21 protein-coding genes, 1 tRNA gene and 1 riboswitch are annotated in these 21,382 nt (G+C 61.3%); of the genes, 11 read left to right on the top strand and 11 right to left on the bottom strand.

From position 1 onward, the window contains the following. Positions 1-217 precede the first annotated feature (217 nt). Positions 218-288: riboswitch (Fluoride riboswitch) on the top strand. A gap of 83 nt (positions 289-371) precedes the next feature. Both SR858_RS25110 and SR858_RS25105 read left to right on the top strand, forming a co-directional pair. Next, positions 372-1,649: a voltage-gated chloride channel family protein gene (locus SR858_RS25110; RefSeq protein WP_019924685.1), complete on the top strand. Its 1,278-nt coding sequence runs from the start codon at positions 372-374 to the stop codon at positions 1,647-1,649. An 870-nt stretch (positions 1,650-2,519) separates the two neighbouring features. Next, positions 2,520-3,053: a sigma-70 RNA polymerase sigma factor region 4 domain-containing protein gene (locus SR858_RS25105; RefSeq protein WP_019924688.1), complete on the top strand. Its 534-nt coding sequence runs from the start codon at positions 2,520-2,522 to the stop codon at positions 3,051-3,053. Between the two features lie 790 nt (positions 3,054-3,843). Here the strand turns inward: SR858_RS25105 and SR858_RS25100 are convergent. The 6 genes from SR858_RS25100 to petA form a co-directional block, all read right to left on the bottom strand. Next, a tRNA-Thr gene (locus SR858_RS25100) sits at positions 3,844-3,919 on the bottom strand. Positions 3,920-3,945: 26 nt separating this feature from the next. After that, the gene (locus tag SR858_RS25095; protein ID WP_019924689.1) at positions 3,946-4,455 is read right to left on the bottom strand and encodes a ClpXP protease specificity-enhancing factor; all 510 of its coding nucleotides are present in this window, start codon (positions 4,453-4,455) and stop codon (positions 3,946-3,948) included. A gap of 110 nt (positions 4,456-4,565) precedes the next feature. Beyond that, the gene (locus SR858_RS25090) at positions 4,566-5,177 is read right to left on the bottom strand and encodes a glutathione S-transferase N-terminal domain-containing protein (protein ID WP_017877976.1); all 612 of its coding nucleotides are present in this window, start codon (positions 5,175-5,177) and stop codon (positions 4,566-4,568) included. 120 nt (positions 5,178-5,297) lie between these two features. Continuing rightward, a complete protein-coding gene (locus tag SR858_RS25085) occupies positions 5,298-6,062 on the bottom strand; it encodes a cytochrome c1 (RefSeq protein WP_019924690.1) in 765 nt (254 codons plus the stop codon). A 32-nt stretch (positions 6,063-6,094) separates the two neighbouring features. After that, positions 6,095-7,507 carry a cytochrome b gene (locus tag SR858_RS25080; protein WP_019924691.1) on the bottom strand — a complete coding sequence of 471 codons (1,413 nt, stop codon included), beginning with the start codon at positions 7,505-7,507 and terminating at the stop codon, positions 6,095-6,097. A 3-nt stretch (positions 7,508-7,510) separates the two neighbouring features. Next, entirely contained in the window at positions 7,511-8,119 is a 609-nt protein-coding gene (gene petA, locus SR858_RS25075) for a ubiquinol-cytochrome c reductase iron-sulfur subunit (RefSeq protein ID WP_019924692.1), read from the bottom strand. A 384-nt stretch (positions 8,120-8,503) separates the two neighbouring features. Between petA and mscL the strand changes: the two genes are divergently transcribed. Genes mscL through SR858_RS25060 form a run of 3 tightly spaced genes read left to right on the top strand, consistent with a single transcriptional unit; the run spans position 8,504 to position 10,836 of the window. After that, entirely contained in the window at positions 8,504-8,950 is a 447-nt protein-coding gene (gene mscL, locus SR858_RS25070; RefSeq protein ID WP_026637810.1) for a large conductance mechanosensitive channel protein MscL, read from the top strand. Positions 8,951-8,979: 29 nt separating this feature from the next. Further along, positions 8,980-10,131, top strand: a complete 1,152-nt coding sequence (locus SR858_RS25065; RefSeq protein WP_040378198.1) for a Do family serine endopeptidase — start codon at positions 8,980-8,982, stop codon at positions 10,129-10,131. 15 nt (positions 10,132-10,146) lie between these two features. Further along, positions 10,147-10,836, top strand: coding sequence for a DUF2461 domain-containing protein (locus tag SR858_RS25060; protein WP_019924695.1), 690 nt, complete (start codon positions 10,147-10,149; stop codon positions 10,834-10,836). A gap of 22 nt (positions 10,837-10,858) precedes the next feature. Here the strand turns inward: SR858_RS25060 and SR858_RS25055 are convergent, their stop codons facing one another. From SR858_RS25055 to SR858_RS25035, 5 genes are all read right to left on the bottom strand, one after another. Beyond that, entirely contained in the window at positions 10,859-11,899 is a 1,041-nt protein-coding gene (locus SR858_RS25055) for an NAD(P)H-dependent glycerol-3-phosphate dehydrogenase (RefSeq protein WP_019924696.1), read from the bottom strand. Further along, entirely contained in the window at positions 11,896-12,339 is a 444-nt protein-coding gene (locus SR858_RS25050; RefSeq protein ID WP_026637811.1) for an SH3 domain-containing protein, read from the bottom strand. Before SR858_RS25050 ends, SR858_RS25055 begins: the two co-directional genes overlap by 4 nt. Positions 12,340-12,402: 63 nt before the next feature. Beyond that, positions 12,403-12,882, bottom strand: coding sequence for a protein-export chaperone SecB (secB, locus tag SR858_RS25045; RefSeq protein ID WP_019924698.1), 480 nt, complete (start codon positions 12,880-12,882; stop codon positions 12,403-12,405). A 178-nt stretch (positions 12,883-13,060) separates the two neighbouring features. Then, positions 13,061-13,321, bottom strand: a complete 261-nt coding sequence (grxC, locus tag SR858_RS25040) for a glutaredoxin 3 (protein ID WP_026637812.1) — start codon at positions 13,319-13,321, stop codon at positions 13,061-13,063. Positions 13,322-13,336: 15 nt separating this feature from the next. Further along, positions 13,337-13,795 (bottom strand): rhodanese-like domain-containing protein, encoded by a 459-nt coding sequence (locus SR858_RS25035; RefSeq protein WP_019924700.1) that lies wholly within the window; start codon positions 13,793-13,795, stop codon positions 13,337-13,339. Between the two features lie 86 nt (positions 13,796-13,881). Between SR858_RS25035 and gpmA the strand changes: the two genes are divergently transcribed. The 6 genes from gpmA to gspG all read left to right on the top strand — a co-directional run bounded on the left by gpmA (position 13,882) and on the right by gspG (position 21,382). Continuing rightward, entirely contained in the window at positions 13,882-14,628 is a 747-nt protein-coding gene (gpmA, locus tag SR858_RS25030; RefSeq protein WP_019924701.1) for a 2,3-diphosphoglycerate-dependent phosphoglycerate mutase, read from the top strand. A 79-nt stretch (positions 14,629-14,707) separates the two neighbouring features. After that, positions 14,708-16,186 (top strand): murein hydrolase activator EnvC family protein, encoded by a 1,479-nt coding sequence (locus SR858_RS25025; protein ID WP_019924702.1) that lies wholly within the window; start codon positions 14,708-14,710, stop codon positions 16,184-16,186. Between the two features lie 7 nt (positions 16,187-16,193). After that, a complete protein-coding gene (locus SR858_RS25020) occupies positions 16,194-17,822 on the top strand; it encodes a S41 family peptidase (protein ID WP_019924703.1) in 1,629 nt (542 codons plus the stop codon). 17 nt (positions 17,823-17,839) lie between these two features. Continuing rightward, positions 17,840-18,589, top strand: coding sequence for a HesA/MoeB/ThiF family protein (locus SR858_RS25015; RefSeq protein WP_019924704.1), 750 nt, complete (start codon positions 17,840-17,842; stop codon positions 18,587-18,589). 21 nt (positions 18,590-18,610) lie between these two features. Then, positions 18,611-20,743 carry an amidohydrolase family protein gene (locus tag SR858_RS25010; RefSeq protein WP_019924705.1) on the top strand — a complete coding sequence of 711 codons (2,133 nt, stop codon included), beginning with the start codon at positions 18,611-18,613 and terminating at the stop codon, positions 20,741-20,743. A 195-nt stretch (positions 20,744-20,938) separates the two neighbouring features. Continuing rightward, a complete protein-coding gene (gene gspG, locus SR858_RS25005) occupies positions 20,939-21,382 on the top strand; it encodes a type II secretion system major pseudopilin GspG (RefSeq protein ID WP_019924706.1) in 444 nt (147 codons plus the stop codon).

The raw sequence follows: 21,382 nt of genomic DNA, 5'->3' as shown, positions 1-21,382 counted from the left end.
TTGCCGCTGGCTATTGCGGATGGCCGCCTGGTTGCGCTACCGACGGCACTGCCGCGTTTGACCAGGCATTTTTTCATTGTCTACCACTGGCGCAAATTGCTGTCCCCCATGCTGCAGGCGTTTCCGACATTCTGCCGCACCGAGCCGGCGCGTAGCCATCCATAGCGCAGCGGTCGGATAGCAGACGCCTTGTCGAGAGCGCTGGCTTTGCGATATGATCGCACCAGGAGATGACGTTCCTCCTTGAACCGCAGTGGAAACAGCGCTGCTGATGACGTCTACAGACACCTGACCTTGGTCGGGGCTGTAGGCGTTCGCGTTCACACCTCGGTCATTGGTCAGCCCGTATCGTTCGAGCAAAGATCGACCCAATGACAAACTCTTCCAATATTTTTCATATCGAGCAAATCGCACTGTTGCCTTCCATCGGCAAATGGCTGTGCATGGCAAGCGTGGTCGCCGCACTTGCAGGCAGCGCTGCTGCAATATTTTTAATGACCCTCGATCATGCCACCGCGTGGCGCGAGGCGCATCGCTGGATCATCTGGCTGCTACCCGTTGCCGGGTTCGGCGTGGGAATGGTATATCACCTAGCCGGTCGATCGGTCGAGCGCGGCAATAATCTCATCATCGACGAGATCCATGATCCCCAAAAGGTCATCCCGTTGCGTATGGTGCCGCTGGTGTTGGGCGGCACCGTCGTCTCGCATTTGTTCGGCGCGTCCGTAGGGCGCGAGGGAACTGCCGTTCAAATGGGCGCGGCGCTCGCCGATCAGCTTACGCAACTGCTTCGCGTCACGCCGGAGGGCCGCCGGGTCCTGCTGATGGCGGGCATGAGCGCCGGCTTTGCCGCAGTGTTCGGGACGCCACTAGCAGGCACCATCTTCGGCCTGGAAGTGCTCGCCATCGGCCGCATCCGCCATGACGCACTATTGCCCTGCATTGTCGCCAGCCTCGGCGCGGACCAGGTCTGCCTGGCATGGGGCGTTCACCATACACACTATGCAATCGGGACGATCGTCCCCGTCGGTTTCTGGAGCGTTGCCGCCGTAATCGTCGCTGGCATCGTCTTCGGCTTGGCCGGGATGGCATTTGCCGTGAGTGCGCACCGAGTGGGCGCCGCGGCGAAGCGGTGGATTTCCTATGCGCCGTTGCGCCCTGCGATAGGCGGAATCCTTATCGCGCTTGCGGTATGGGGGGTCGATGCATGGCGCTACACCGGATTGGGCATCCCGGAGATCGTGCGCGCGTTCCAGCAGCCAGTGTCTCCGTGGGACTTTTTCGGCAAGATGTTTTTCACTGTCCTGTCGCTGGGTACCGGCTTCAAGGGGGGCGAGGTCACGCCGCTGTTCTACATCGGCGCGACGCTCGGGAACGCCCTTGCGCCGATCCTGCATCTGCCGTTTGCCATGCTCGCCGGCCTGGGTTTTGTGGCCGTTTTTGCCGGCGCGGCGAATACCCCGATCGCGACTACGCTGATGGCCATTGAGTTGTTCGGGCCGGCAATCGGACCCTTCGCGGCCATCGCGTGCGTGACGGCTTATTTGTTTTCGGGCCGCACCGGTATTTATCACGCGCAGCTTATCGGGCTGGGCAAGCACGGGATGTACCGGGGCGCCATTGCGGCTCCGGAATCTTCGATACGCTAACGCAGGCGAGCAGAAATGAACGCTTGCGCGCGAATTTCGCATCCGTTGGGAGAACTTATATCGACATTGAACGTCGGGTTTAATGCCTTAATCAGCTTTTCCGGTTTGCTGCACTTCCAACCCCTAGCTCAAAAGTCTTCCACGGTCATGCAAAGCAAAGACGGTTTTTCTGATCGTCGAACGGCTGCTTTGGGTCGGATGCGGCCTGTCGAGCAACCCCAACTTTTCCTGTGGGTACCTGATATCCTGAACTGGACGGCCGACTTCGGCCAAGACCAGACATTCAACATTCAGTCCCTCCAGTCGGTTATCAGCTTACATGAGATCAAGCGTGGCGGGAGAAACCGTGTAGATACATGATGGCCTTGGTAATGAAGTGGTAGGTCTACCAAGGCTAAATTTTTCATGAATCAATATATCTTGACAAATAGAAATTTTTGATGGTATCGTTCATAGCATAGGCCGCTATGCGGCATTGTTTGTCAGCAGTTTAGGCTGCAATCCCAAAACTCTTCTGGCACTTGGTATGGCTCCGACTCTCTATGAGTTGTCCTTCCATTTGTTGGCTCTGTCTCCACACGGCTTCACAAGCCTATTCAAATCTTTGTTTGGGGTACACGCGTTCTTTTTTGCCGTGCGTATCCTCCTTCCTCTGCGTCGACAGTTTTTTCGTTTGACGCTACGCCGCTATACCTTCCCTAACTTCTTGCCTCTGTCTGAAGCATGCCGTGTACTGCTCCACGGCTTGTTTCGCCTGTGCATGTACAAAGGTTTACCCGAGTACGACCGGGTTGAAGGGTGCGTCCTCTTCTAGTCGTACAGAGCTTCCGTCAAATCTTAGTTATGTCTGTATTACTAGAGAAGGAAAGCATGTCTTATACCCCAGCCCAAATAGCCGATCTTGCCGTTACGCTTACGCAAGAGAACTTGGACCAGATCAAAGCCAAGTCGGCAAAATATGGATTGCCTTGGGAAGATGGCCGCCAAGAATTCAGTCTTATCATCCTGGACAAAGGTGAGGAGTTCGACCCAGCAAGGGGTACGCTATGCCAGTTTATTTTCGGGCATTGGGAAAAGCGAATGCGACGGCAATTTGGCGCTCACACGTTCGCAATCTCGCTCGACAGTGACGACATCATTGGCGAACGTACACGCGCGTTGATTGAGAATATCACTGTATCAACCGACGACGATAGCGAAGAAGGAACGTTCCTGTCGGATGAGACTACCGTAGCCAAGTTGCTATCGGTCGCACGCTTTATAAGCGGCAAGTCTACCTCTGATCTTGCGCAGATTTTGGGGGTTACATCACGACGAGTACGTCAGATGCTGCAGCAGTTACGCGAAAAGAAAACGATCACGGAACGGCTTCAATTTTGCGTAGAGCTGGCTTGCTGCAGTTAATCAACAAAGCCTCCTCTCCTCATGACAAGGTTCCTCATCGGTTCAGGCCAGTCTTGTAGCTCCCTGACACATGAGCCAGGCCAAATGGCTGGGACGATCTCTGCCGTCCCCATCTTTGAATATGAAAAACCAGTGTTGCGCTACCAGTGACTTGTCGTTTTTACCGGTAGAGCAACGCGGGAAACTGCATGAGAGTTGTGCTCGGCTCTTGAAGCCGGGTGGGGGGGCAAGCGCCGAAAGGCGCTTGCGTATTGGCTGCGCGTCAGGGACTACGTCGATACGGAAAAGTATTCTTGGGCTGGGGCAGTGCCCTGGCGTTGTCGGACATGTGCCGGATAATGTGGCGCTGACCATTGAGGTTGGCCTGTTGTTCGGCGCTCAAATTTCGAGGCGATGGATGGATCAGCAACAACCGCGAGCAGTACAACACCAAGTGGCAGGTTCTCAAACTTGGCAGGGCTTCATGCCGCTTGACTTGGAGCGGCGGACACATGTCGATACCGCATGTGCTGCTTACCACTTGGGGAGAAAACCGCAGACATTGCGGGTATGGGCGTCCGCCGAAAATGGGCCTCTGCGGCCGGTTCGTGTGAACGGCCGCCTGGCCTGGCCGGTAGAGGGTATCCGGCGCGTTCTTGGTGCTTGAGAGAATGGTGTCGCACCTGTGCATGGTGCGACAGGCCGCTGGTTGGTCCGGCTTGATTGACCAAGCCGGGTTACACAGCGGTTACATGGCATCCAGAAAGCAAAAAGCCCAATCCTGAGGATTGGGCTAAGTGCTTGAATTTATTGGTGCCGACTGCCGGTTTCGAACTGGCCACCTGATGATTACAAATCAACTGCTCTACCAAATGAGCTAAGTCGGCGAAACTTGTACGGGGAAGATTATACGCTATTTAATCCGCGTCAGGGTCGGGCGACCGCCCTTGCGTGGTGGGTCGTTGTCGTCGTCGGGCGATGCGCCGTCGTCCGGCTTGGCGGTCGACGCCGGGGCTGGTGCAGGGGCGATCGACGGGACGGAGGCGAGTGCCGGGGCGCTTGGTTCTTCCACCACGGGCGACGATTGTCCGGCGGACGCATCGCTGCCGCCGAGTTGCGGCTCGAACGCCATGCCCTGGCCGTTTTCGTTGGCGTAGATCGCCATCACGTTGTTGACCGGCACGTAGATTTCGCGCGAGACGCCACCGAAGCGGGCGTGGAAGCGGATGGCGTCGTTGTCCATTTTCAGGCCGGACGTGGCGCCGAAGCTGATGTTGAGGACGATTTCGCCTTTTTTCACGTATTCCATCGGGACCGTGGTCGAAGCGTCGACCTTGACGGCCAGGTAGGGCGTATAGCCGCTATCGGTGCACCATTCGTAGATGGCGCGCAGCATGTAAGGCTTGGTTGAGATTTCGGACATGGTCTTCCAGACTACGGTGAAACTTGGCGCGCCCCGCTGGCAGAACACGGGGCGCGCCGATCGATCAACTATTGCAACCATTCATACCAGGGCGCGCAGCGCCCCAGGCATTAACGACGCATCACTTTTTCGGACGGGGTCAGCGCTTCGATGTAGGCCGGGCGCGAGAAGATACGCTCGGCGTATTTCATCAGCGGCGCGGCGGTCTTCGACAGTTCGATGCCGTAGTGATCCAGGCGCCACAGCAGCGGAGCCACGGCCACGTCCAGCATCGAGAATTCGTCGCCGAGCATGTACTTGTTCTTCAGGAACAGCGGCGCGAGCGTGGTCAGGCGGTCGCGGATTTCGGCGCGGGCCTTGTCGTGGCTCTTGTCGTTGCCCTTGGCGCGTTCGCTCTCGAGCACGTGCACGTGGACGAACAGCTCTTTCTCGAAGTTGAACAGCATCAGGCGGGCACGCGCGCGCATCAGCGGATCGGCCGGCATCAGCTGCGGGTGCGGGAAGCGCTCGTCGATGTATTCGTTGATGATGTTCGATTCGTACAGGATCAGTTCGCGTTCGACCAGGATCGGCACCTGGCCGTACGGGTTCATGGTCGAAATGTCTTCCGGCTTGTTGAACAGGTCAACGTCGCGTACTTCGAAGTCCATGCCTTTTTCAAACAGCACCAGGCGGCAACGTTGCGAAAATGGGCACGTCGTGCCCGAGTAGAGAACCATCATTTGTTATAGTTCCTTAGAAACAAAGGGGGCGAGCCGTCGAACGGATCACCCCAGAACCGATTGCCCGCTCAGGCGGGCATCGCAAAAACAAGCGCCGAAAATCTGTTTCGGCGCTCTCGATTATTTCACTTCTTTCCAGTACGACGCGTTCAAACGCCACGCCAGCAAGACAAACAGGGACAGGAACAAGACCACCACCACGCCCAGTTTCTTGCGGGTCTGCGCCGCAGGTTCCGCCATCCATTGCATGTAGCCCACCAGGTCGGCCACCGCGTTATCGAATTCTAACTTACTCATGGTGCCCGGCGCGACTTGTTCGAACCCGTCGAACTGGTGGATCGTCTTGCCATGCTCGTGCGGATCAGGCACATCCTTCGTCTTGATCTTCTGTACGCCTTGCAATTCCCATAATACATGCGGCATCGCGGCGTTTTCCAGCACCCGGTTGTTCCAGCCGTTCGGGCGGTTATCGTCCTTGTAGAACGTGCGCAGGTACGTGTACAGATAATCCGATCCGCTGCCCGAACCCGACGCCTTGGCCCGCGCGATCACCGACAAATCCGGCGGTACCGCGCCAAACCAGGTCTTGGCATCCTTCGGATTCATGCTCGTGGTCATCATCGCGCCCACTTTATCCGCAGTAAACAACAGGTTATCGCGGATTTGTGCGTCGGTCAGTCCCAGGTCCTTGAGGCGGTTGTACCGCATCGAGGACGCATTGTGACAGTTCAGGCAGTAATTGACGAATAATTTTGCACCATGTTGCAGTGCGGCCATGTTATTCGAACGGTCAGGGGCCTTATCGTAAGGGAAACCGGCTTCATTTGCCAGTACCAGCGCCGGCACCAGGGCCAGCGCGGCCAGCAGTTTCTTCGCAAAATTCATGTCTAGTCCTTTATGTACGGAAATTCAGCGGCTCAGTGCGGATGGAAAACCACGCGGTCGGGCACTTTCTTGAACGTGCCCATCGTGCTCCACCACGGCATGAACAGGAAAAAGCTGAAGTACAACAGGGTGCACACTTGCGAAATGATGGTGAACAGGTCGGTCGGCGCCAGCGTGCCGAGGATGCCCAGGATGATGAACGAGATGAAGAACACCGCGTACACATACTTGTGCCAGCTCGGACGGTAGCGGATCGACTTCACCGGCGAATGGTCGAGCCACGGCATGAAGGCCAGGATCACCACCGAGCCGCCGAAGAACACCACGCCCCAGAACTTGGCGTCGAGCACCTGCGGCAACATGCCGATAATGGCCAGCAGGGCGACTACGGCGATGATGATCTTGGTAGTGCGCGCCAGGCGCGACTTGAGCCAGATGAACACGGTGTAGGCGGCCACAAAGCACATCAGCACCCACATGAAGTCGGCCGTGGTGGCGCGCAGCACCGAGTAGAACGGCGTGAAGTACCAGGTCGGGGCGATGTGCAGCGGAGTTTTCAGCGAGTCGCCGGGCAGGAAGTTGTTGTACTCGAGGAAGTAGCCGCCCATTTCCGGCGCGAAGAACACCACGCAGCTGAAGATCAGCAGGAACACCGACACGCCGAACAGGTCGTGCACGGTGTAGTAAGGGTGCGACGGGATGGAATCGAGCGGGTGGCCGTCCGGGCCCAGGTTTTCCTTCACTTCGATGCCGTCCGGGTTGCTCGAACCCACTTCGTGCAGGGCGATCAGGTGGGCTGCTACCAGGCCCAGCAATACCAGTGGAATGGCGATCACGTGGAAGGCGAAGAAGCGGTTCAGGGTGGCGTCGGACACCACGTAGTCGCCCCGGATCCACAGCGACAGGTCGGGACCGATCACGGGAATGGCGCCAAACAGGTTGACGATCACCTGCGCGCCCCAGTACGACATTTGGCCCCATGGCAGCAGGTAGCCGAAGAACGCCTCGGCCATCAGGCACAGGAAGATGGCAAAGCCGAACAGCCAGATCAGCTCACGCGGCTTGCGGTACGAACCGTACAGGAGCGCGCGCGTCATGTGCAGGTAGATGATGATGAAGAAGGCGGAGGCGCCGGTCGAGTGCATATAGCGCACCAGCCAGCCCCACGGCACTTCGCGCATGATGTACTCGACCGAGGCGAACGCCAGGGTGGCGTCCGGCTTGTAGTGCATGGTCAGGAAGATGCCGGTGACGATCTGCAGCACCAGCACCAGCATGGCCAGCGAGCCGAAGATGTACCAGAAATTGAAGTTTTTCGGGGCGTAGTACTTGCCCCATTGGTCGTTCCACAGCTTGGTCAGCGGAAAACGGTCATCCACCCAGCCGAGGGCTTTTTGTGCGGCCGGAGCATCGGCCGGAAGCTTGGTCTCTTTGAACGCCGCCATGGTTTATGCCTCGCCTTTCTCGTCTTTGCCGATCACCAGCTTGGTGTCGGAGAGGAACATATAGCGCGGCACTTGCAGGTTGTCCGGCGCCGGCTTGTTCTTGAAGACGCGGCCAGCCATGTCGAAGGTGGAGCCGTGGCAGGGACACAGGAAGCCGCCTTCCCAGTCGTCGGGCAGCGAAGGCTGCGGACCGGGCTGGAACTTGGACGACGGTGAACAGCCGAGGTGGGTACAGATGCCGACCGCGACCAGGATTTCGGGTTTGCGCGAGCGCCATTCGTTGCGGGCGTACTCGGGCGTGTATTCGTCGGGATTGCGTTTCGATTCGGCATCGGCCACCTTGCCATCGGTTTTCTTGAGCGAGGCCACCATTTCCGGCGTGCGCTTGAGCACCCAGACCGGCTTGCCGCGCCATTCGACGGTGACCATTTCGCCCGGATTGAGGGCGGCAATATCGACCTCGACCGGCGCACCCGCCGCCTTGGCCCGTTCGGATGGCTGGAAGGTGGAGACCAGCGCCCCCGCTGTCGCCAACCCCACCACGCCCCCCGCCGCGCCCGTCGCGACGATCAGGTTGCGGCGACCGGAATCGATCTGTTTTTCGTTACCCATTCTTACCCCAATCTTTTTCTTAAAGTGCCAACAAAAATCTGCCTGCCGTGCAGCGCCTATGCTCCGGAGAACCGACCAAGTCCCGAGCACTCGATGTGTGCTTCTTGCAACCTCAAAAATTATAAGGGAAGGGGAGTTCCACAAGGCGGTAAAAGCTTTCTCAAAAGTAACTTTTGAGCGCCTTCCGCCGATTTGCGCCAGTTTTCCGCGAACGGTGCGCTATTGAATCGTCCCCTGTTTTTTATTTTATTGATATAGGTCAAACTTAAACTAATTCCTTGTCGATGTGTGCAAACGGCAAGGGTGTTTGGAATCCAATTGAAAAAATAGTATGATCCTTGGGCAGTTTTGTAAACAAAAGACCACACGTCGAGGGGTAAGAATATGGCAATGATGAAAGAATTCAAAGAATTCGCGATGAAGGGCAACGTGGTCGATCTCGCGGTCGGTGTGATCATCGGTGGCGCCTTTGGCAAGATCGTCGATTCGCTGGTGAAGGACATCATCATGCCACCGATCGGCATCCTGTTCGGCGGCCTGGACTTCGCCAGCTACTACATTCCCCTCAACGGCCAGGCCAGCAGCCTGCCCCTGGAGGAAGCCAAGAAGCTGGGCGCCGTGTTCGCCTATGGTAACTTCATCACCATCTTGCTCAACTTTATCATCCTGGCCTTTATCATCTTCCAGATGGTACGCCTGATGAACCGTGCGCGCCAACGCCTGGAAAAGCCGGCCGCGCCCGCTGCACCGGCAGCCACGCCGGAAGATATCGTGCTGCTGCGCGAGATCCGCGATTCGCTGAAAAACAGCAACGCTTCACCGAAGAATTAACGAGGACGCCCGCTGTGGCGGGTTGAATTATGCGACGACTCTGGTTGTTGTTTGCGCAAACGGTCACCGTCGCGCTGGCACTGTATTTTGTCTACACGGCGGTCGTCACCGACCGCGCCGCGCCCGTGCGCCTGCAGCAAATGGGCAGCGCCGAGCGGCCCGCGCCGATGCTCGAGGCCGGCCCGTCGAAACCCCCGGCGCTGGCGGGGGGCTCGTACCGCAACGCTGCTGCGCGCGCCATGCCGGCCGTGGTCAACATCGTCACCAGCAAGCGGCCCAAGCGCAGCAAGCACCCGTTGATGAAAGACCCGTTCTTCAAGCGCTTTTTCGGCGATGAAGGCGACGAGGAGGATTCGTCGCTTGGTTCCGGCGTGATCGTCTCGGCCGAAGGCTATATCCTGACCAACAACCACGTGGTGGAAGCGGCCGACGAAATCGAGGTGATGCTGGCCGATGGCCGCAAGGCTGCCGCCAAGGTCGTGGGCACCGATCCCGAGACCGACCTGGCCGTGATCAAGATCGAGCTGGAAAAGTTGCCGGTGATCGTGCTGGGCCAGGCCGAACAGGCGCAGGTGGGCGACGTGGTGCTGGCCATCGGCAATCCGTTCGGCGTGGGCCAGACCGTGACCATGGGCATCATTTCCGCGCTCGGCCGCAACAACCTGCACATCAACCATTTCGAGAACTTCATCCAGACCGATGCCGCGATCAATTTCGGCAACTCGGGCGGCGCGCTGGTCGATACCCACGGCAACCTGCTGGGGATTAATTCGGCCATTTATTCGCAGTCGGGCGGCTCGGTGGGCATCGGTTTTGCCATCCCGATGAGCACGGCGAAAACCGTGATGGAAGCGATCATCAAGTCGGGCCACGTGGTGCGCGGCTGGATCGGCGTGGAAACGCAGGACATCACGCCGGAACTGGCGCGCAGCTTCAGCCTGCCGCGCCAGAACGGCGCCATGATCGCCGGGGTCGTGCGCAACGGCCCCGCCTACAAGGGCGGCGTGCGGCCCGGCGACATCCTGCTGTCGGTGGACGACAAGCCGGTCAGCGACACCACCGGCATGCTCAACCAGATCGCCCAACTGGTTCCGGGGGAAAAAGCTAAAATGAAGGTCCTGCGCAAGAGCCGCGAGACCACGCTCGACGTTACCGTCGGCAAGCGCCCGCCCCCCAAATAAGGTTCAGTCACACCCATGCATTTACGCGATCTGACGCAATTTTTGCGCGAACTGGCGGACAACAACAACCGTCCCTGGTTCGTGATGAACAAGCCGCGCTACGACATCCTGCGCGAAGAATTCCTGCAAGTGGTCACCGAGATGATTGCCGAACTGGGCAAGTTCGATCCGGCGGTCAAGTTCAGCAACCCGAAGAAGGCGATGTTCCGCATCAACCGCGACGTGCGCTTTGCGCACGATAAAAGTCCGTATAAAACGCGCTTTTCGGCCGCGGTGGCGCCCAACGACATGCGCCGTCCCAGCAAGGCGGGCGGCCCCACCTACTACATGCAGATCGACGGCTCGGGCCGCATGCTGTTCGGCGCCGGCGAGTACATGCCGCCGGCCGGGCGTTTGAAGGCGCTGCGCCAGCACATGGTCGATGACGCGGCCGGTTTCAAGAAGGTGCTGAAGAATAAAAAACTGAAGCTGACCTTCGGCGATATCCGCGACGAAGGCAAGCTGATGCGTCCGCCCAAGGGCTTCGATCCGGCGCACGAGCACATCGAGTACATCAAGCTGAAAAGTTTCTTCATCTGGACCGAGATCGATTTGCCGCTCAACCAGCCGGAGTTGCTGGTGCCGATCATCGCGAGCGGCTTGAAGGATGCGTTCCCGCTGGTGGAATGGATGCGGGGCGCGAAGGAAGAGATCGTCGAGGAGTGATAACGCCAGGCTTCAACGAAGCCTAGCGCAGCACTTTTTCGTCGCGCGGATCGCGCGCCAGCAGGCGCAGCACCATCGCCTGCGGCAGGTCGCCGTCGAACAGCACGCCGGCTACCGCGTTGGTGATCGGCATCTCGACGCCGATGCGTGCCGCCAGTTCGCGCACGGCCTTGGCGCACGGCACGCCTTCGGCCACGTGGCCCAGTTCCTGGACGATGGTGTCCAGGGCTTTGCCCTGCGACAGCGCCAGGCCGACGCGGCGGTTGCGCGACAGGTCGCCGGTGCAGGTCAGAATCAGGTCGCCCATGCCGGTTAAGCCCATGAAGGTCTCGGCCTGGCCGCCCAGCGCGGTGCCCAGGCGCGTAATTTCGGCCAGGCCGCGCGTGATCAGCGCGGCGCGGGCATTCAGGCCCAGGCCCAGGCCGTCGGCCACGCCGGTGGCAATCGCCAGCACATTTTTGACTGCACCACCCACTTCCACGCCGACCAGGTCTGCGCTTGAATAGACGCGCACGTTGCCTCCATGGACGGCAGCCACCACGCTGTCGCGCAGCTGGCTCGAGGTAGACGCGATGGTCAGCGCGCACGGCAGGCCGCGCGCCACTTCCTGCGCGAACGATGGGCCGGACAGGGCGCCGCCAGCGACACCGTCGCCAAGCTCTTCGCGCACGATCTGGTGCGGCAGCAGGCCGGTGTCGTATTCGAACCCCTTGCACAGCCATACCACGTGGGCGATGTTGTGGGGTTTCAGTTGTTTCAATAACGGCCGCAAGCCGGCCACCGGGCAGGCCGCGATCAGCAGGCCGTCGGGGCCAGCCGGGTGGGCCAGCGCCGCCTCGAAATCGGCTGCCACGTGCAGGCGTTCGGGAAACGGGTGGCCGGGCAGGTAATCGGTGTTCTCGCGCGCTTCGCCCATGGCGTGCAGGGCGGCGGCATTGCGGCCCCACAGCAGCACGTCGTGGCGCTGGGCCAGTGCCATGGCGACAGCCGTGCCCCAGGCGCCAGCGCCCAGCACGGTAACCTTGCGGGTGCCGGCTACTGCGGTTTGTTGAGCGGGAATCATACGCCCCAGATATCGGCGTTCTTGACGTAGCCGGTCACGCCGTCTTTATGGCGGACCTTGAGCCAGCCGCCGGCGGCGGTGTCCAGCACTTCGAGCAGCACGCCCTTGTCGGCGATAAAGGCCGCAGTGGCGGCGTCGTCCGGGGTGCTGCGTACTTTGAGGTTGGCGGCGCGCACGATGACGTTGCGCTTGCCGGTGAGGCTGCGCGCTTCGGTCCAGGCCATGTCGCCGTTGATATCGCGGACCTTGATCCATTCGCCATAGGTGAGCACGACTTCGAGCGGGGCGCCGCGAGGCACCACGAACAGTTTGCCACCCTTGGTGGAAGGCGCGTCGTACAGCACCGCAGGCGCGGCGCCCACCGTTTTGAAGTCGTATGCCTGGCCGGCGGCAGCGGCCAGCGTCATGGCCAGGGCGGCGATCAAACGGGGAAATGTCATTGCAAACCTTGTCTGGTGAAACAGCCGCCGGCAGAGTCGCCGGCGGCGGATGCTACGAATTGCTTAGTGCGTGGTGGTGCCATCGGCAGCTGGTGCGGCAGCGGCGGCTTCAGCCACGGCTTGCAGGCGCTGCTGGTAGAACACTTCGAAGTTGATCTCGGCCAGGTGCACTGGCGGGAAGCCGGCACGGGTGATCACGTCGGCGATGTTGGCGCGCAGGTATGGATACACGATGTTCGGGCAACCGATGCCCAGCAGCGGGTCCAGCTGGTCGGCTGGAATGTTACGGGCTTCGAAGATACCGGCTTGCTTGCCTTCGACCAGGAAAGCGACCTTGTCGTTGACCTTGGCGGTCACGGTGATGGTCACGGTCGATTCGAAGATGCCTTCGGCCAGTGGCTCGGCGCCGACGTCCAGGGCGACTTCGATGCTTGGCGCTTCCTGCTCCAGGAAGATAGCTGGCGAGTTCGGTTGTTCCAGCGACATGTCTTTCAGGTAGACGCGTTGGATTTGGAATACTGGTTGCAGATTTTCTTCAGACATGGAGCGCTTTCGTTATGGTGAACAAGAACGGCCGTAGCCGTTCAATATAAGTTGTGCTTGGTATGGGCAATGCTACAGCTCAAATCAACGCGAAGGCAATTGTATCAAAACCATCATCGCAACCAAGACTTTCTGGCCCGGCGTTGTATTTGGTCTCGCAGTTGACTGAAAAGTTCAATCAGCCGTTGAGCAGGGGCGTCAGTTTGCCGGCCTGGTCCAGTGCATACAGGTCGTCGAAGCCGCCGACGTGGGTGTCGCCGATGTAAATCTGCGGCACGGTGCGGCGGCCGGTTTTTTCCATCATCAGCATGCGTTGCTGCGGATCGAGGTCCACGCGGACTTTTTTCAGGTCGGTCACGCCCTTCGCTTCCAGCAACCGTTCGGCGCGGATGCAATAGGGGCATACGGCGGTGGTGTACATCGTCACTTCGGCAGTCATCATGCTTCCTTCCAGTTATTTGGCTTGCGGTTTCGCCGGCGTTTTCGCCAGCGATGGCTTGGCCTGTGCGGGCTTTGCCAGCGGCAGGTTGGCTTTTTTCCACGCGGCAATACCGCCATCGAGGGTCACCACGGCGGTGAAACCGGCCTTGGTGAGCTTGCTGGCGGCGGTGGACGCGCGCATGCCGCCAGTCTGGCACACAACGACCATGGTACGGCTTTTGAACTTGTCCAGTTCGCCGATGCGCTGGTCGAATTCGGCAAACGGGATGTTCTTCGCGTCCGGCAGGTGGCCGAGCGCGAAGTCTTTCGCCTCGCGTACATCTACAATGGTGGCCTTGCTGCGATTAATCAAGAGCGTCACGTCGGCCGGGTTGGCGCGCTTGCCGCGCTGGGTCAGCATCGGGAACAGCAGGGCGCCGCCGGAAACGAGCACCACGGCGATCAGGAAAATATTGTCAATGAAGAATTTCACAGGGTTCCAATGGTTTAAATGAATCCGCGCATTATAAAATAGAAGCAGCGATCGTTCTTACTCACCTTTCTTTGAAGATTATTCACATGTACAAAATCGTATTCATGCGCCATGGCGAATCCACCTGGAACTTGTCGAACCGCTTTACCGGCTGGACCGACGTCGATCTGACCGAAAAAGGCATCAACGAAGCCAAGGCCGCCGGCAAAGTGCTCAAGGAGTCGGGCTTTACCTTCGACCTGGCGTACACCTCGGTACTGAAGCGCGCCGTGCGCACGCTGTGGCTGGCGCTGGACGAAATGGACATGATGTATGTGCCGATCAAGAACGACTGGCGCCTCAATGAGCGTCACTACGGCGCCCTGCAAGGCCTGGACAAGGGCGAAACCGCCGCCAAGTACGGCGACGAGCAAGTGCTGGTCTGGCGCCGCAGCTACGACACGCCGCCACCAGCGCTCGAAGTCTCCGACGACCGCGTCTCGTACAACGACCCGCGCTACGCCGGCCTGTCGAAAGAACAGATTCCGCTGACCGAATGCCTGAAAGACACCGTGGCCCGCGTGGTACCGGTGTGGGACGAGGACATCGCCCCGGCCATCCGCGCCGGCAAAAAAATCATCATCTCGGCCCACGGCAACAGCTTGCGCGCACTGATTAAGATGCTCGACGGCATCAGCGACAACGACATCGTCGGCCTCAACATCCCGAACGGCCAGCCGCTCGTGTATGAACTGGACGCCGACCTGAAACCGATCCGCCACTACTACCTCGGCGACGCCGACGCCATCGCGGCAGCGCAAGCGGCAGTGGCCAACCAGGGCAAGGCCAAGTAATTTGTCTTCTTCCAAGCTTAGTAATAACTGGCGCGGCGCCTGTGCCGCGCTGCTGGTCACCGCCTCGTTGGCAACTTCGATGGCGGTCCCGGTGGCGCACGCCGCGCCGGGCAAGCCGACCGAGCGCAGCAAGCAAAAGGCGCTGGCCGAGGCCGAACGCGCGAGCTTGCAGCAAAAACTCACCGCCCTCAAGAAAGACATCGGCAAGACCGAGAGCGCCAAGGAAGACGCGGCCGATACCCTGGCCGAATCGGAAGCGGCGATTTCGGACGCCAACCGCGCCCTGCGCGACTTGCAGCAAGAGCAGAACGATACCAACAGCAAGCTGACCGCGCTTGGCGCCGAGCGCGAGCGCCTGAGCGTGACCGTCAAGGACCAGCAACAGCAACTGGCGCAAATGCTGCGCCAGCACTACGTGGCCGGCAACGAGGACCGCATCAAGCTGCTGCTGTCCGGCGACAACCCGAACCGCATCAACCGCGACCTGCAAATGCTGTCGTACGTGTCGCAAGCACAGGCGAAATTGCTGGAAAGTTTGCGCACCAGCCTCAAGGCGGTCGAGGACAACCAGGCCGCCACCCAGAACGCCAAGGACGAACTGGGCGAGATCGCCCAGGAACAATTGCAGCAAAAGAGCAAGCTGGAGCAGGAAAAAGCACGCCGCGCGGCGCTGCTGGCCCAGCTCTCGAGCAAACTGGTGGCCCAGCGCAAGGAAGTCGGGAATGTCGAGCGCGACGAGCAGCGCCTCGGCGGCCTGGTCACGCGCCTGAACAAGCTGATCGAGGAGCAGGCGGCCGCTGCCGCTGCCGAAAAGCGCCGCCAGGAGCAACTGGCCGCCGCCCGCGCCGCCGCCAAGGCCAAGGCCGAAGCCGAGCAACGCGCGCTGGCCAAAGCCAGGGCGGCCGAAGCCGAGCGTCAGCGCCTGGCGCGCGCCGCTGCCGCCAGGGAGGCCGCGGCCAAGGCTGCCGCCACGGCCAACGCTGGCAAATCGGGCACCATCAAGCCGCAGCAACCAGCCACCCCGGTCACGCCGCCGCCCCCGGTCAAGCTCGATCCGATCGACGCCGACGAACCGAAAGTCGCTGCCACGCCGGTACCGCCGGAACCGAAGGAGCCGCCGGCCAGGGCCGCCGATATCGCACTGGCACCGGCGGCGCCGGCCGGCGCCTTTGCCAGCCTCAAGGGGCAGATGCGCGCGCCCGTGAATGGCCGCGTGGCGGCCAAATATGGCAGCAAGCGCGGCGACGGTCCGGCCTGGAAGGGCGTGTTCATCAAGGCGGCCGAAGGCGCCGAAATCCACACGGTGGCCGGTGGCCGGGTGGTGTTTGCCGAGTGGCTGCGCGGCTTCGGCAACCTGATCATTGTCGATCATGGCGGCCAGTACATGAGCATTTACGGCAACAACCAGTCGCTGCTCAAGCGTCCCGGCGACGTGGTCAAGGCCGGCGATGCGATTGCCAGCGTGGGCAACAGCGGTGGCAACGAAGAATCGGGGCTATACTTTGAGCTTCGCCTGCGCGGCGCGGCTTTCGATCCGTCGGGTTGGGTGAAGTTCTAAGGAAACCATGGCAAACAAGTTCAAGAGTATCAGTCTGATCGGTATCGGCATGGTGGCGGGCGTTGCCGCTTCCCTGCAATTTTCCGCCATTGCACAAAAAGTCACCGGCGCGCCATTGCCGCTGGCCGAATTGCGCCAGTTGTCCGATGTGTTCGGGCTGATCAAGACCGACTACGTGGAAAGCGTTGACGACAAGAAGCTCGTTACCGACGCCATCGCCGGCATGGTGTCCTCGCTCGATCCGCACTCGGTGTACCTTGATAAACGCGCGTTCCGCGAAATGCGCGACACCGTGTCCGGCAAGTTCGTCGGCATCGGCGTCGAGGTGAGCGCCGAAGACGGCTACATCAAGGTGGTGTCGCCGATCGAGGACACGCCTGCGTTCAAGGCCGGCATCAAGGCCGGCGACCTGATCACCCGCATCGACGGCACGCCGATCAAGGGCATGAACCTCGACGAGAGCGTGAAAAAGATGCGCGGCGAGCCCGGCTCCAAGGTTACTCTGACCCTGAGCCGCAAGGACGAGGACAAGCCGCTCACCATGACCATCACGCGCCAGGAAATCCGCGTGCAGAGCGTCAAGGGCAAGATCATCGAGCCGGGCTACGCCTGGCTGCGCATTTCGCAGTTCCAGGAACCCACGCTGGACGACATGGTCAAGAAGATCAATGAGCTGTACGCCAAGGAACCCAAGCTCAAGGGCCTGGTGCTGGACTTGCGCAACGACCCCGGTGGCGTGGTGCCGGGCGCCATCGGCGTCTCGGCCGCCTTCCTGCCGCGCGATGCGGCGGTGGTGTCCACCAACGGCCAGCTGGCCAGCGCCAAGGAAACCTTCTATGCCCGCCCCGAGTTTTATGCCCCGGGCGGCAAGGGCGACCCGCTGGCCAAGCTGCCGGCCGGCGTCAAGGATGTGCCGATCGTGGTGCTGGTCAATGCCGGGTCGGCGTCGGCGTCCGAAATCGTCGCCGGCGCGCTGCAGGATTACCAGCGCGCCACCATCATGGGCACGCAGACCTTCGGCAAGGGCTCGGTGCAAACCCTGCGCCAGCTGACCGCCGATACCGCCGTCAAGATCACCACCGCGCGCTACTACACGCCGAAAAACCGTTCGATCCAGGCGCGCGGCATCGTGCCCGACCTGATGGTCGATGAAACCGCCGAGGGCGATGGCTTGAACAGCCTGCGCATGCGCGAGTCGGACCTGCAAAAACACCTGGGCAACGACAAGGACCCGGCCGCCGAAGCCGCCGAGCAAAAGGCGCTCAACGCCCGCCGCGACAGCCTGGAAGAAGAACAGCGCCTGGTCGCACTGTCCAGGAAAATCAAGCCGGTCGAATTCGGCACCAAGGACGACTTCCAGTTGACCCAGGCATTGAACCATTTCAAGGGGTTGCCGGTCCAACTGTCCAAGGCGGAACCGATAGAGGCGCCGGGCGCGGCCAGTGGCGAAACAAAGTCTGACAGCAAGCTGGACAGCAAGCCGGACGCTAAAGCGGGCGACAAGCCGGCCAAGCCGGGCGACAAGTCCACCGACAAGCCTGCCAACAAGCCGAACGACAAGCCGCTGCAGCTGCCCAAGCCCAAGCCGGAAGCCGCCGCCCCGCAATCCTCACCCCTTCAGCCGGCCGCGCAATAAACGGCTGGCGGCCGAACATGAACGACGAGCAACTGCTGCGCTACTCGCGCCACATCCTGCTGGAGCAGATCGGCATCGAGGGCCAGCAGCGCCTGCTGGCGTCGCATGCGCTGGTGATCGGCGCCGGCGGCCTCGGATCGCCAGCGGCCATGTACCTGGCGTCGGCCGGGGTGGGCCACATCACCATCGTCGATGACGACGAGGTCGATCTGACCAACCTGCAGCGGCAAATCGCCCACACCACCGAACGCGTGGGCCAGTCCAAGGCGCTCTCTGCCCGCACCACCATGGCGCAGATCAATCCCGACATTCGCATCACCGCGCTGGCCGAGCGGGTGGACGATGCGCGCCTGGCGCAGCTGGTGGCGGCGGCCGACGTGGTGCTCGACTGCACCGACAATTTTGCCACCCGCCACGCGGTCAACCGCGCCTGCGTGGCGCAGCGCAAGCCGCTGGTGTCGGGCGCGGCGATCCGCTTCGACGGCCAGGTCAGCGTGTTCGATCCGCGCGGCGGCGACCAGCCGTGCTATTCGTGCCTGTTCCCGCAAGACCAGCAGTTCGAAGACGTGGCGTGCGCTGCCATGGGCGTGTTCGCGCCGCTGGTCGGCGTGGTTGGCGCCATGCAGGCGGCCGAAGCCCTGAAGCTGCTGTTGCACGTGGGCCAGTCGCTGGCCGGCCGGCTGCTGATGCTCGACGGCCTGTACATGGAATGGACCAGCATTGCCGTGGCCCGCAACGAGCATTGCCCCGTGTGCGGGCACCCCTGACACTCACCGGAGAAAACCGTCATGCTGAAACGCGCACTACCATTGGCCCTGGCTGCCGCCCTGCTGGCCCAAGGCGCCCATGCCGCCACAACCACGACTTTCCTCATCCTCAACGAAAGCAACAAGCAGATGGGCGAGCAGGTGGTCGAGCGCCAGGACGACGGCCGCACCACCGTGCGCTTTACCTACAAGAACAACGGCCGCGGTCCCGAGCTGACCGAACAATTCCGCCTCGGCCCCGACCTGTTGATGACCGAGTACCAGGTCAAGGGCAATTCCACCTTTGGCGCCGTGGTGGACGAGCGTTTTACGCGCCAGGGCAACGTGGCCGAATGGACCACCACCTCGGACCAGGGCCGCGCCACGCTGGCTGCGCCGGCCAGCTATGTGCCGCTCAACAGTTCGTTCGAGGTGGTGTCTGCCGCGATTACCGCGCTGGCCGCATCCAAAGACGGCAAGATCGCGCTGCTGCCTACCGGCACGCTGTCGCAAACCAAGCTGGAAACGGCGCAAGTGACCAATGCCAGGGGCGAAAAGCAGACCGTGCAGTTGCTGGCGCTGACCGGCATCGGCCTGTCGCCATCGTTCTACTGGGCCACCACGGGTGACCAGCCGCGCCTGTTCGCGGTGATCATCCCCGGCGCCCTGTCCATGCTCGAGCAGGGCTGGCAGGACGCCATTCCCGACCTGACCCGGCGTCAAAAAGCGGCCGAAGCGCAGATGCTCACCGATGTCGCCACCAGGCTGCAACACCCGCTCGATGGCTTGAGCGTAGTGCGCAACGCCCGCGTGTTCGACAGCGAGAAGGCCACCGTGGGCCAGCCTTCGGACATCTACCTGCTGCGCGGCCGCATTACCGCCGTGCTGCCGGCCGGCTCGCCCACGCGCGCGGCGAAAAACATCATCGACGCGGGCGGGCGCATCGTGCTGCCGGGCCTGTTCGACATGCACGGCCACGTCGACCGCTGGTCGGGCGCCCTGAACATCTCCACCGGCGTGACCAGCGTGCGCGACATGGGCAACGACAACGCCCAGCTGCAAGCGATGCTCGATGAAACCGCCGCCGGCAAGCTGCTGGCGCCGCAAGTGGTGCCCACCGGCTTTTTAGAGGGCGAAAGCCCGTACAGCGCCAGTGGCGGCTTCCTGGTCAAGGACCTCGAGGGCGCCAAGAACGCCATCGACTGGTACGCCCAGCGCGGCTACCCGCAACTGAAGATCTATAACTCGTTCCCGAAAGACATCCTGAAGGACACGGTGGCGTATGCCCACAGCCGTGGCATGCGCGTATCCGGCCATGTGCCGGCCGGCCTGCGCGCCCAGCAGGCGCTTGACGCCGGCTACGACGAAATCCAGCACATCAACCAGGTGATGCTCAATTTCTTCGTCAAGCCCGATACCGAAACCCGCAACCTGAACCGCTTCGTGCTGCCGGCCGAGAAAGTGGCCGACCTCGACCTCAACTCGAAGCCGGTCAAGGATTTCGTGGCGCAGCTGGCCAAAAAACAGATCTCGATCGACCCGACCCTGTCGGCGTTCGCCTTCCTCAAGCAGCGGGACGGCGACGTCAACGAGCCGTATGCCGATTTTGCCGACTACATGCCGCCCGACGTCAAGCGCGGTTTCTCGGTGGGCACCATGAAGATTCCGGCCGACAAGGTGCAGCGCTACGAAAAATCGTATGCCCGGATGGTCGATTTCGTCGGCGTGATGTACCGCGCCGGCGTGCCGATCGTGGCCGGTACCGACGATGTGCCGGGCTTTACCTTGCACTCGGAGCTGGCGCTGCTGGTCAAGGCCGGCTTGACGCCGGCGCAGGCGCTGCAGGTGGCCACCCGCAATGGCGCCCGCTACACCCGCACCAGCAACGACCGCGGCAGCATCGTGCCGGGCAAGCTGGCCGACCTGGTGCTGGTCGATGGCGATCCGACCACGGATATCCGCGACGTGCGCAAGGTGTCGGCGGTGATCACGCGCGGTTTCATCATTTACCCGAACCAGATCGACGCCGCGCTGGGCATCAAGTCGTTTGTCGAGACGGCGCCGCCGGTGGTGCAGCAATCGGCGCTGGCGGCCAGCTCGGGGCAGTCGGTGGGTGGCGGCGGCAACGACGGCGCGCTGCAACGGATCGAGGGCAGCGCCCGCAAGCACGATTGATGTCACGATTGTGACGCGTGCGTGACAGCACCGTGACCGCTGTGTTACCGGCACTCGGAAACCGGTAAAACAGCGTAAATACCGGCGCCGGTTAAGAGTTTTCTAAGCACCGGCGCGCAAAAATCGTGGTCGCGATCCGGTCGATGACCGTGTTTCGGCCTTATACTCTGCACTCACTAATTATTGCACCAGATTATGAAAAAGTTATCTCTTTCCCGACGCGCTGCCCGTGGCTTCACCCTGATCGAGATCATGGTGGTCGTGGTCATCATGGGTGTGCTGGCCGCGCTGGTCGTGCCCAAGCTGCTCAGCCGCACCGGCGAATCGAAAGTCGCCGCCGCCAAGGTGGACATCGCCACCATCATGCAGGCGCTCAAGCTGTACAAGCTGGACAACCAGCGCTACCCGACCACCGAGCAGGGCTTGCAGGCGCTGCGCGAAAAGCCCACCAGCGGCCCGGCCGCCAACGGCTGGAAAGCGGGCGGCTACATCGAGAAAACCCCGAAGGATCCATGGGGCGCGCCGTACCAGTACCTGTCGCCGGGCGTCAAGGGCGAGGTCGATGTGTACTCGCTGGGCGCCGACGGCCAGCCGGGCGGCACCGGCGACGATGCCGACATCGGTTCCTGGGACGAGTAA

The organism is Duganella zoogloeoides (assembly GCF_034479515.1).
Lineage (GTDB): Bacteria > Pseudomonadota > Gammaproteobacteria > Burkholderiales > Burkholderiaceae_D > Rugamonas > Rugamonas zoogloeoides.
Note: the sequence above shows the minus strand (reverse complement) of the source record. Positions and strands in the feature narration are given on the sequence as shown.

Bases quoted from the DNA above. Each gene is read 5' to 3' on its own strand.
- secB (WP_019924698.1), bottom strand. From the start codon at position 12,882: ATGTCTGAAGAAAATCTGCAACCAGTATTCCAAATCCAACGCGTCTAC.
- SR858_RS25095 (WP_019924689.1), bottom strand. From the start codon at position 4,455: ATGTCCGAAATCTCAACCAAGCCTTACATGCTGCGCGCCATCTACGAA.
- SR858_RS25110 (WP_019924685.1), top strand. From the start codon at position 372: ATGACAAACTCTTCCAATATTTTTCATATCGAGCAAATCGCACTGTTG.
- gpmA (WP_019924701.1), top strand. From the start codon at position 13,882: ATGTACAAAATCGTATTCATGCGCCATGGCGAATCCACCTGGAACTTG.
- SR858_RS25055 (WP_019924696.1), bottom strand. From the start codon at position 11,899: ATGATTCCCGCTCAACAAACCGCAGTAGCCGGCACCCGCAAGGTTACC.
- SR858_RS25025 (WP_019924702.1), top strand. From the start codon at position 14,708: ATGGCGGTCCCGGTGGCGCACGCCGCGCCGGGCAAGCCGACCGAGCGC.
- SR858_RS25020 (WP_019924703.1), top strand. From the start codon at position 16,194: ATGGCAAACAAGTTCAAGAGTATCAGTCTGATCGGTATCGGCATGGTG.
- SR858_RS25050 (WP_026637811.1), bottom strand. From the start codon at position 12,339: ATGACATTTCCCCGTTTGATCGCCGCCCTGGCCATGACGCTGGCCGCT.
- SR858_RS25010 (WP_019924705.1), top strand. From the start codon at position 18,611: ATGCTGAAACGCGCACTACCATTGGCCCTGGCTGCCGCCCTGCTGGCC.
- SR858_RS25085 (WP_019924690.1), bottom strand. From the start codon at position 6,062: ATGAATTTTGCGAAGAAACTGCTGGCCGCGCTGGCCCTGGTGCCGGCG.
- petA (WP_019924692.1), bottom strand. From the start codon at position 8,119: ATGGGTAACGAAAAACAGATCGATTCCGGTCGCCGCAACCTGATCGTC.
- grxC (WP_026637812.1), bottom strand. From the start codon at position 13,321: ATGACTGCCGAAGTGACGATGTACACCACCGCCGTATGCCCCTATTGC.
- gspG (WP_019924706.1), top strand. From the start codon at position 20,939: ATGAAAAAGTTATCTCTTTCCCGACGCGCTGCCCGTGGCTTCACCCTG.
- SR858_RS25065 (WP_040378198.1), top strand. From the start codon at position 8,980: ATGCGACGACTCTGGTTGTTGTTTGCGCAAACGGTCACCGTCGCGCTG.
- SR858_RS25105 (WP_019924688.1), top strand. From the start codon at position 2,520: ATGTCTTATACCCCAGCCCAAATAGCCGATCTTGCCGTTACGCTTACG.
- SR858_RS25015 (WP_019924704.1), top strand. From the start codon at position 17,840: ATGAACGACGAGCAACTGCTGCGCTACTCGCGCCACATCCTGCTGGAG.
- SR858_RS25080 (WP_019924691.1), bottom strand. From the start codon at position 7,507: ATGGCGGCGTTCAAAGAGACCAAGCTTCCGGCCGATGCTCCGGCCGCA.
- SR858_RS25060 (WP_019924695.1), top strand. From the start codon at position 10,147: ATGCATTTACGCGATCTGACGCAATTTTTGCGCGAACTGGCGGACAAC.
- mscL (WP_026637810.1), top strand. From the start codon at position 8,504: ATGGCAATGATGAAAGAATTCAAAGAATTCGCGATGAAGGGCAACGTG.
- SR858_RS25090 (WP_017877976.1), bottom strand. From the start codon at position 5,177: ATGATGGTTCTCTACTCGGGCACGACGTGCCCATTTTCGCAACGTTGC.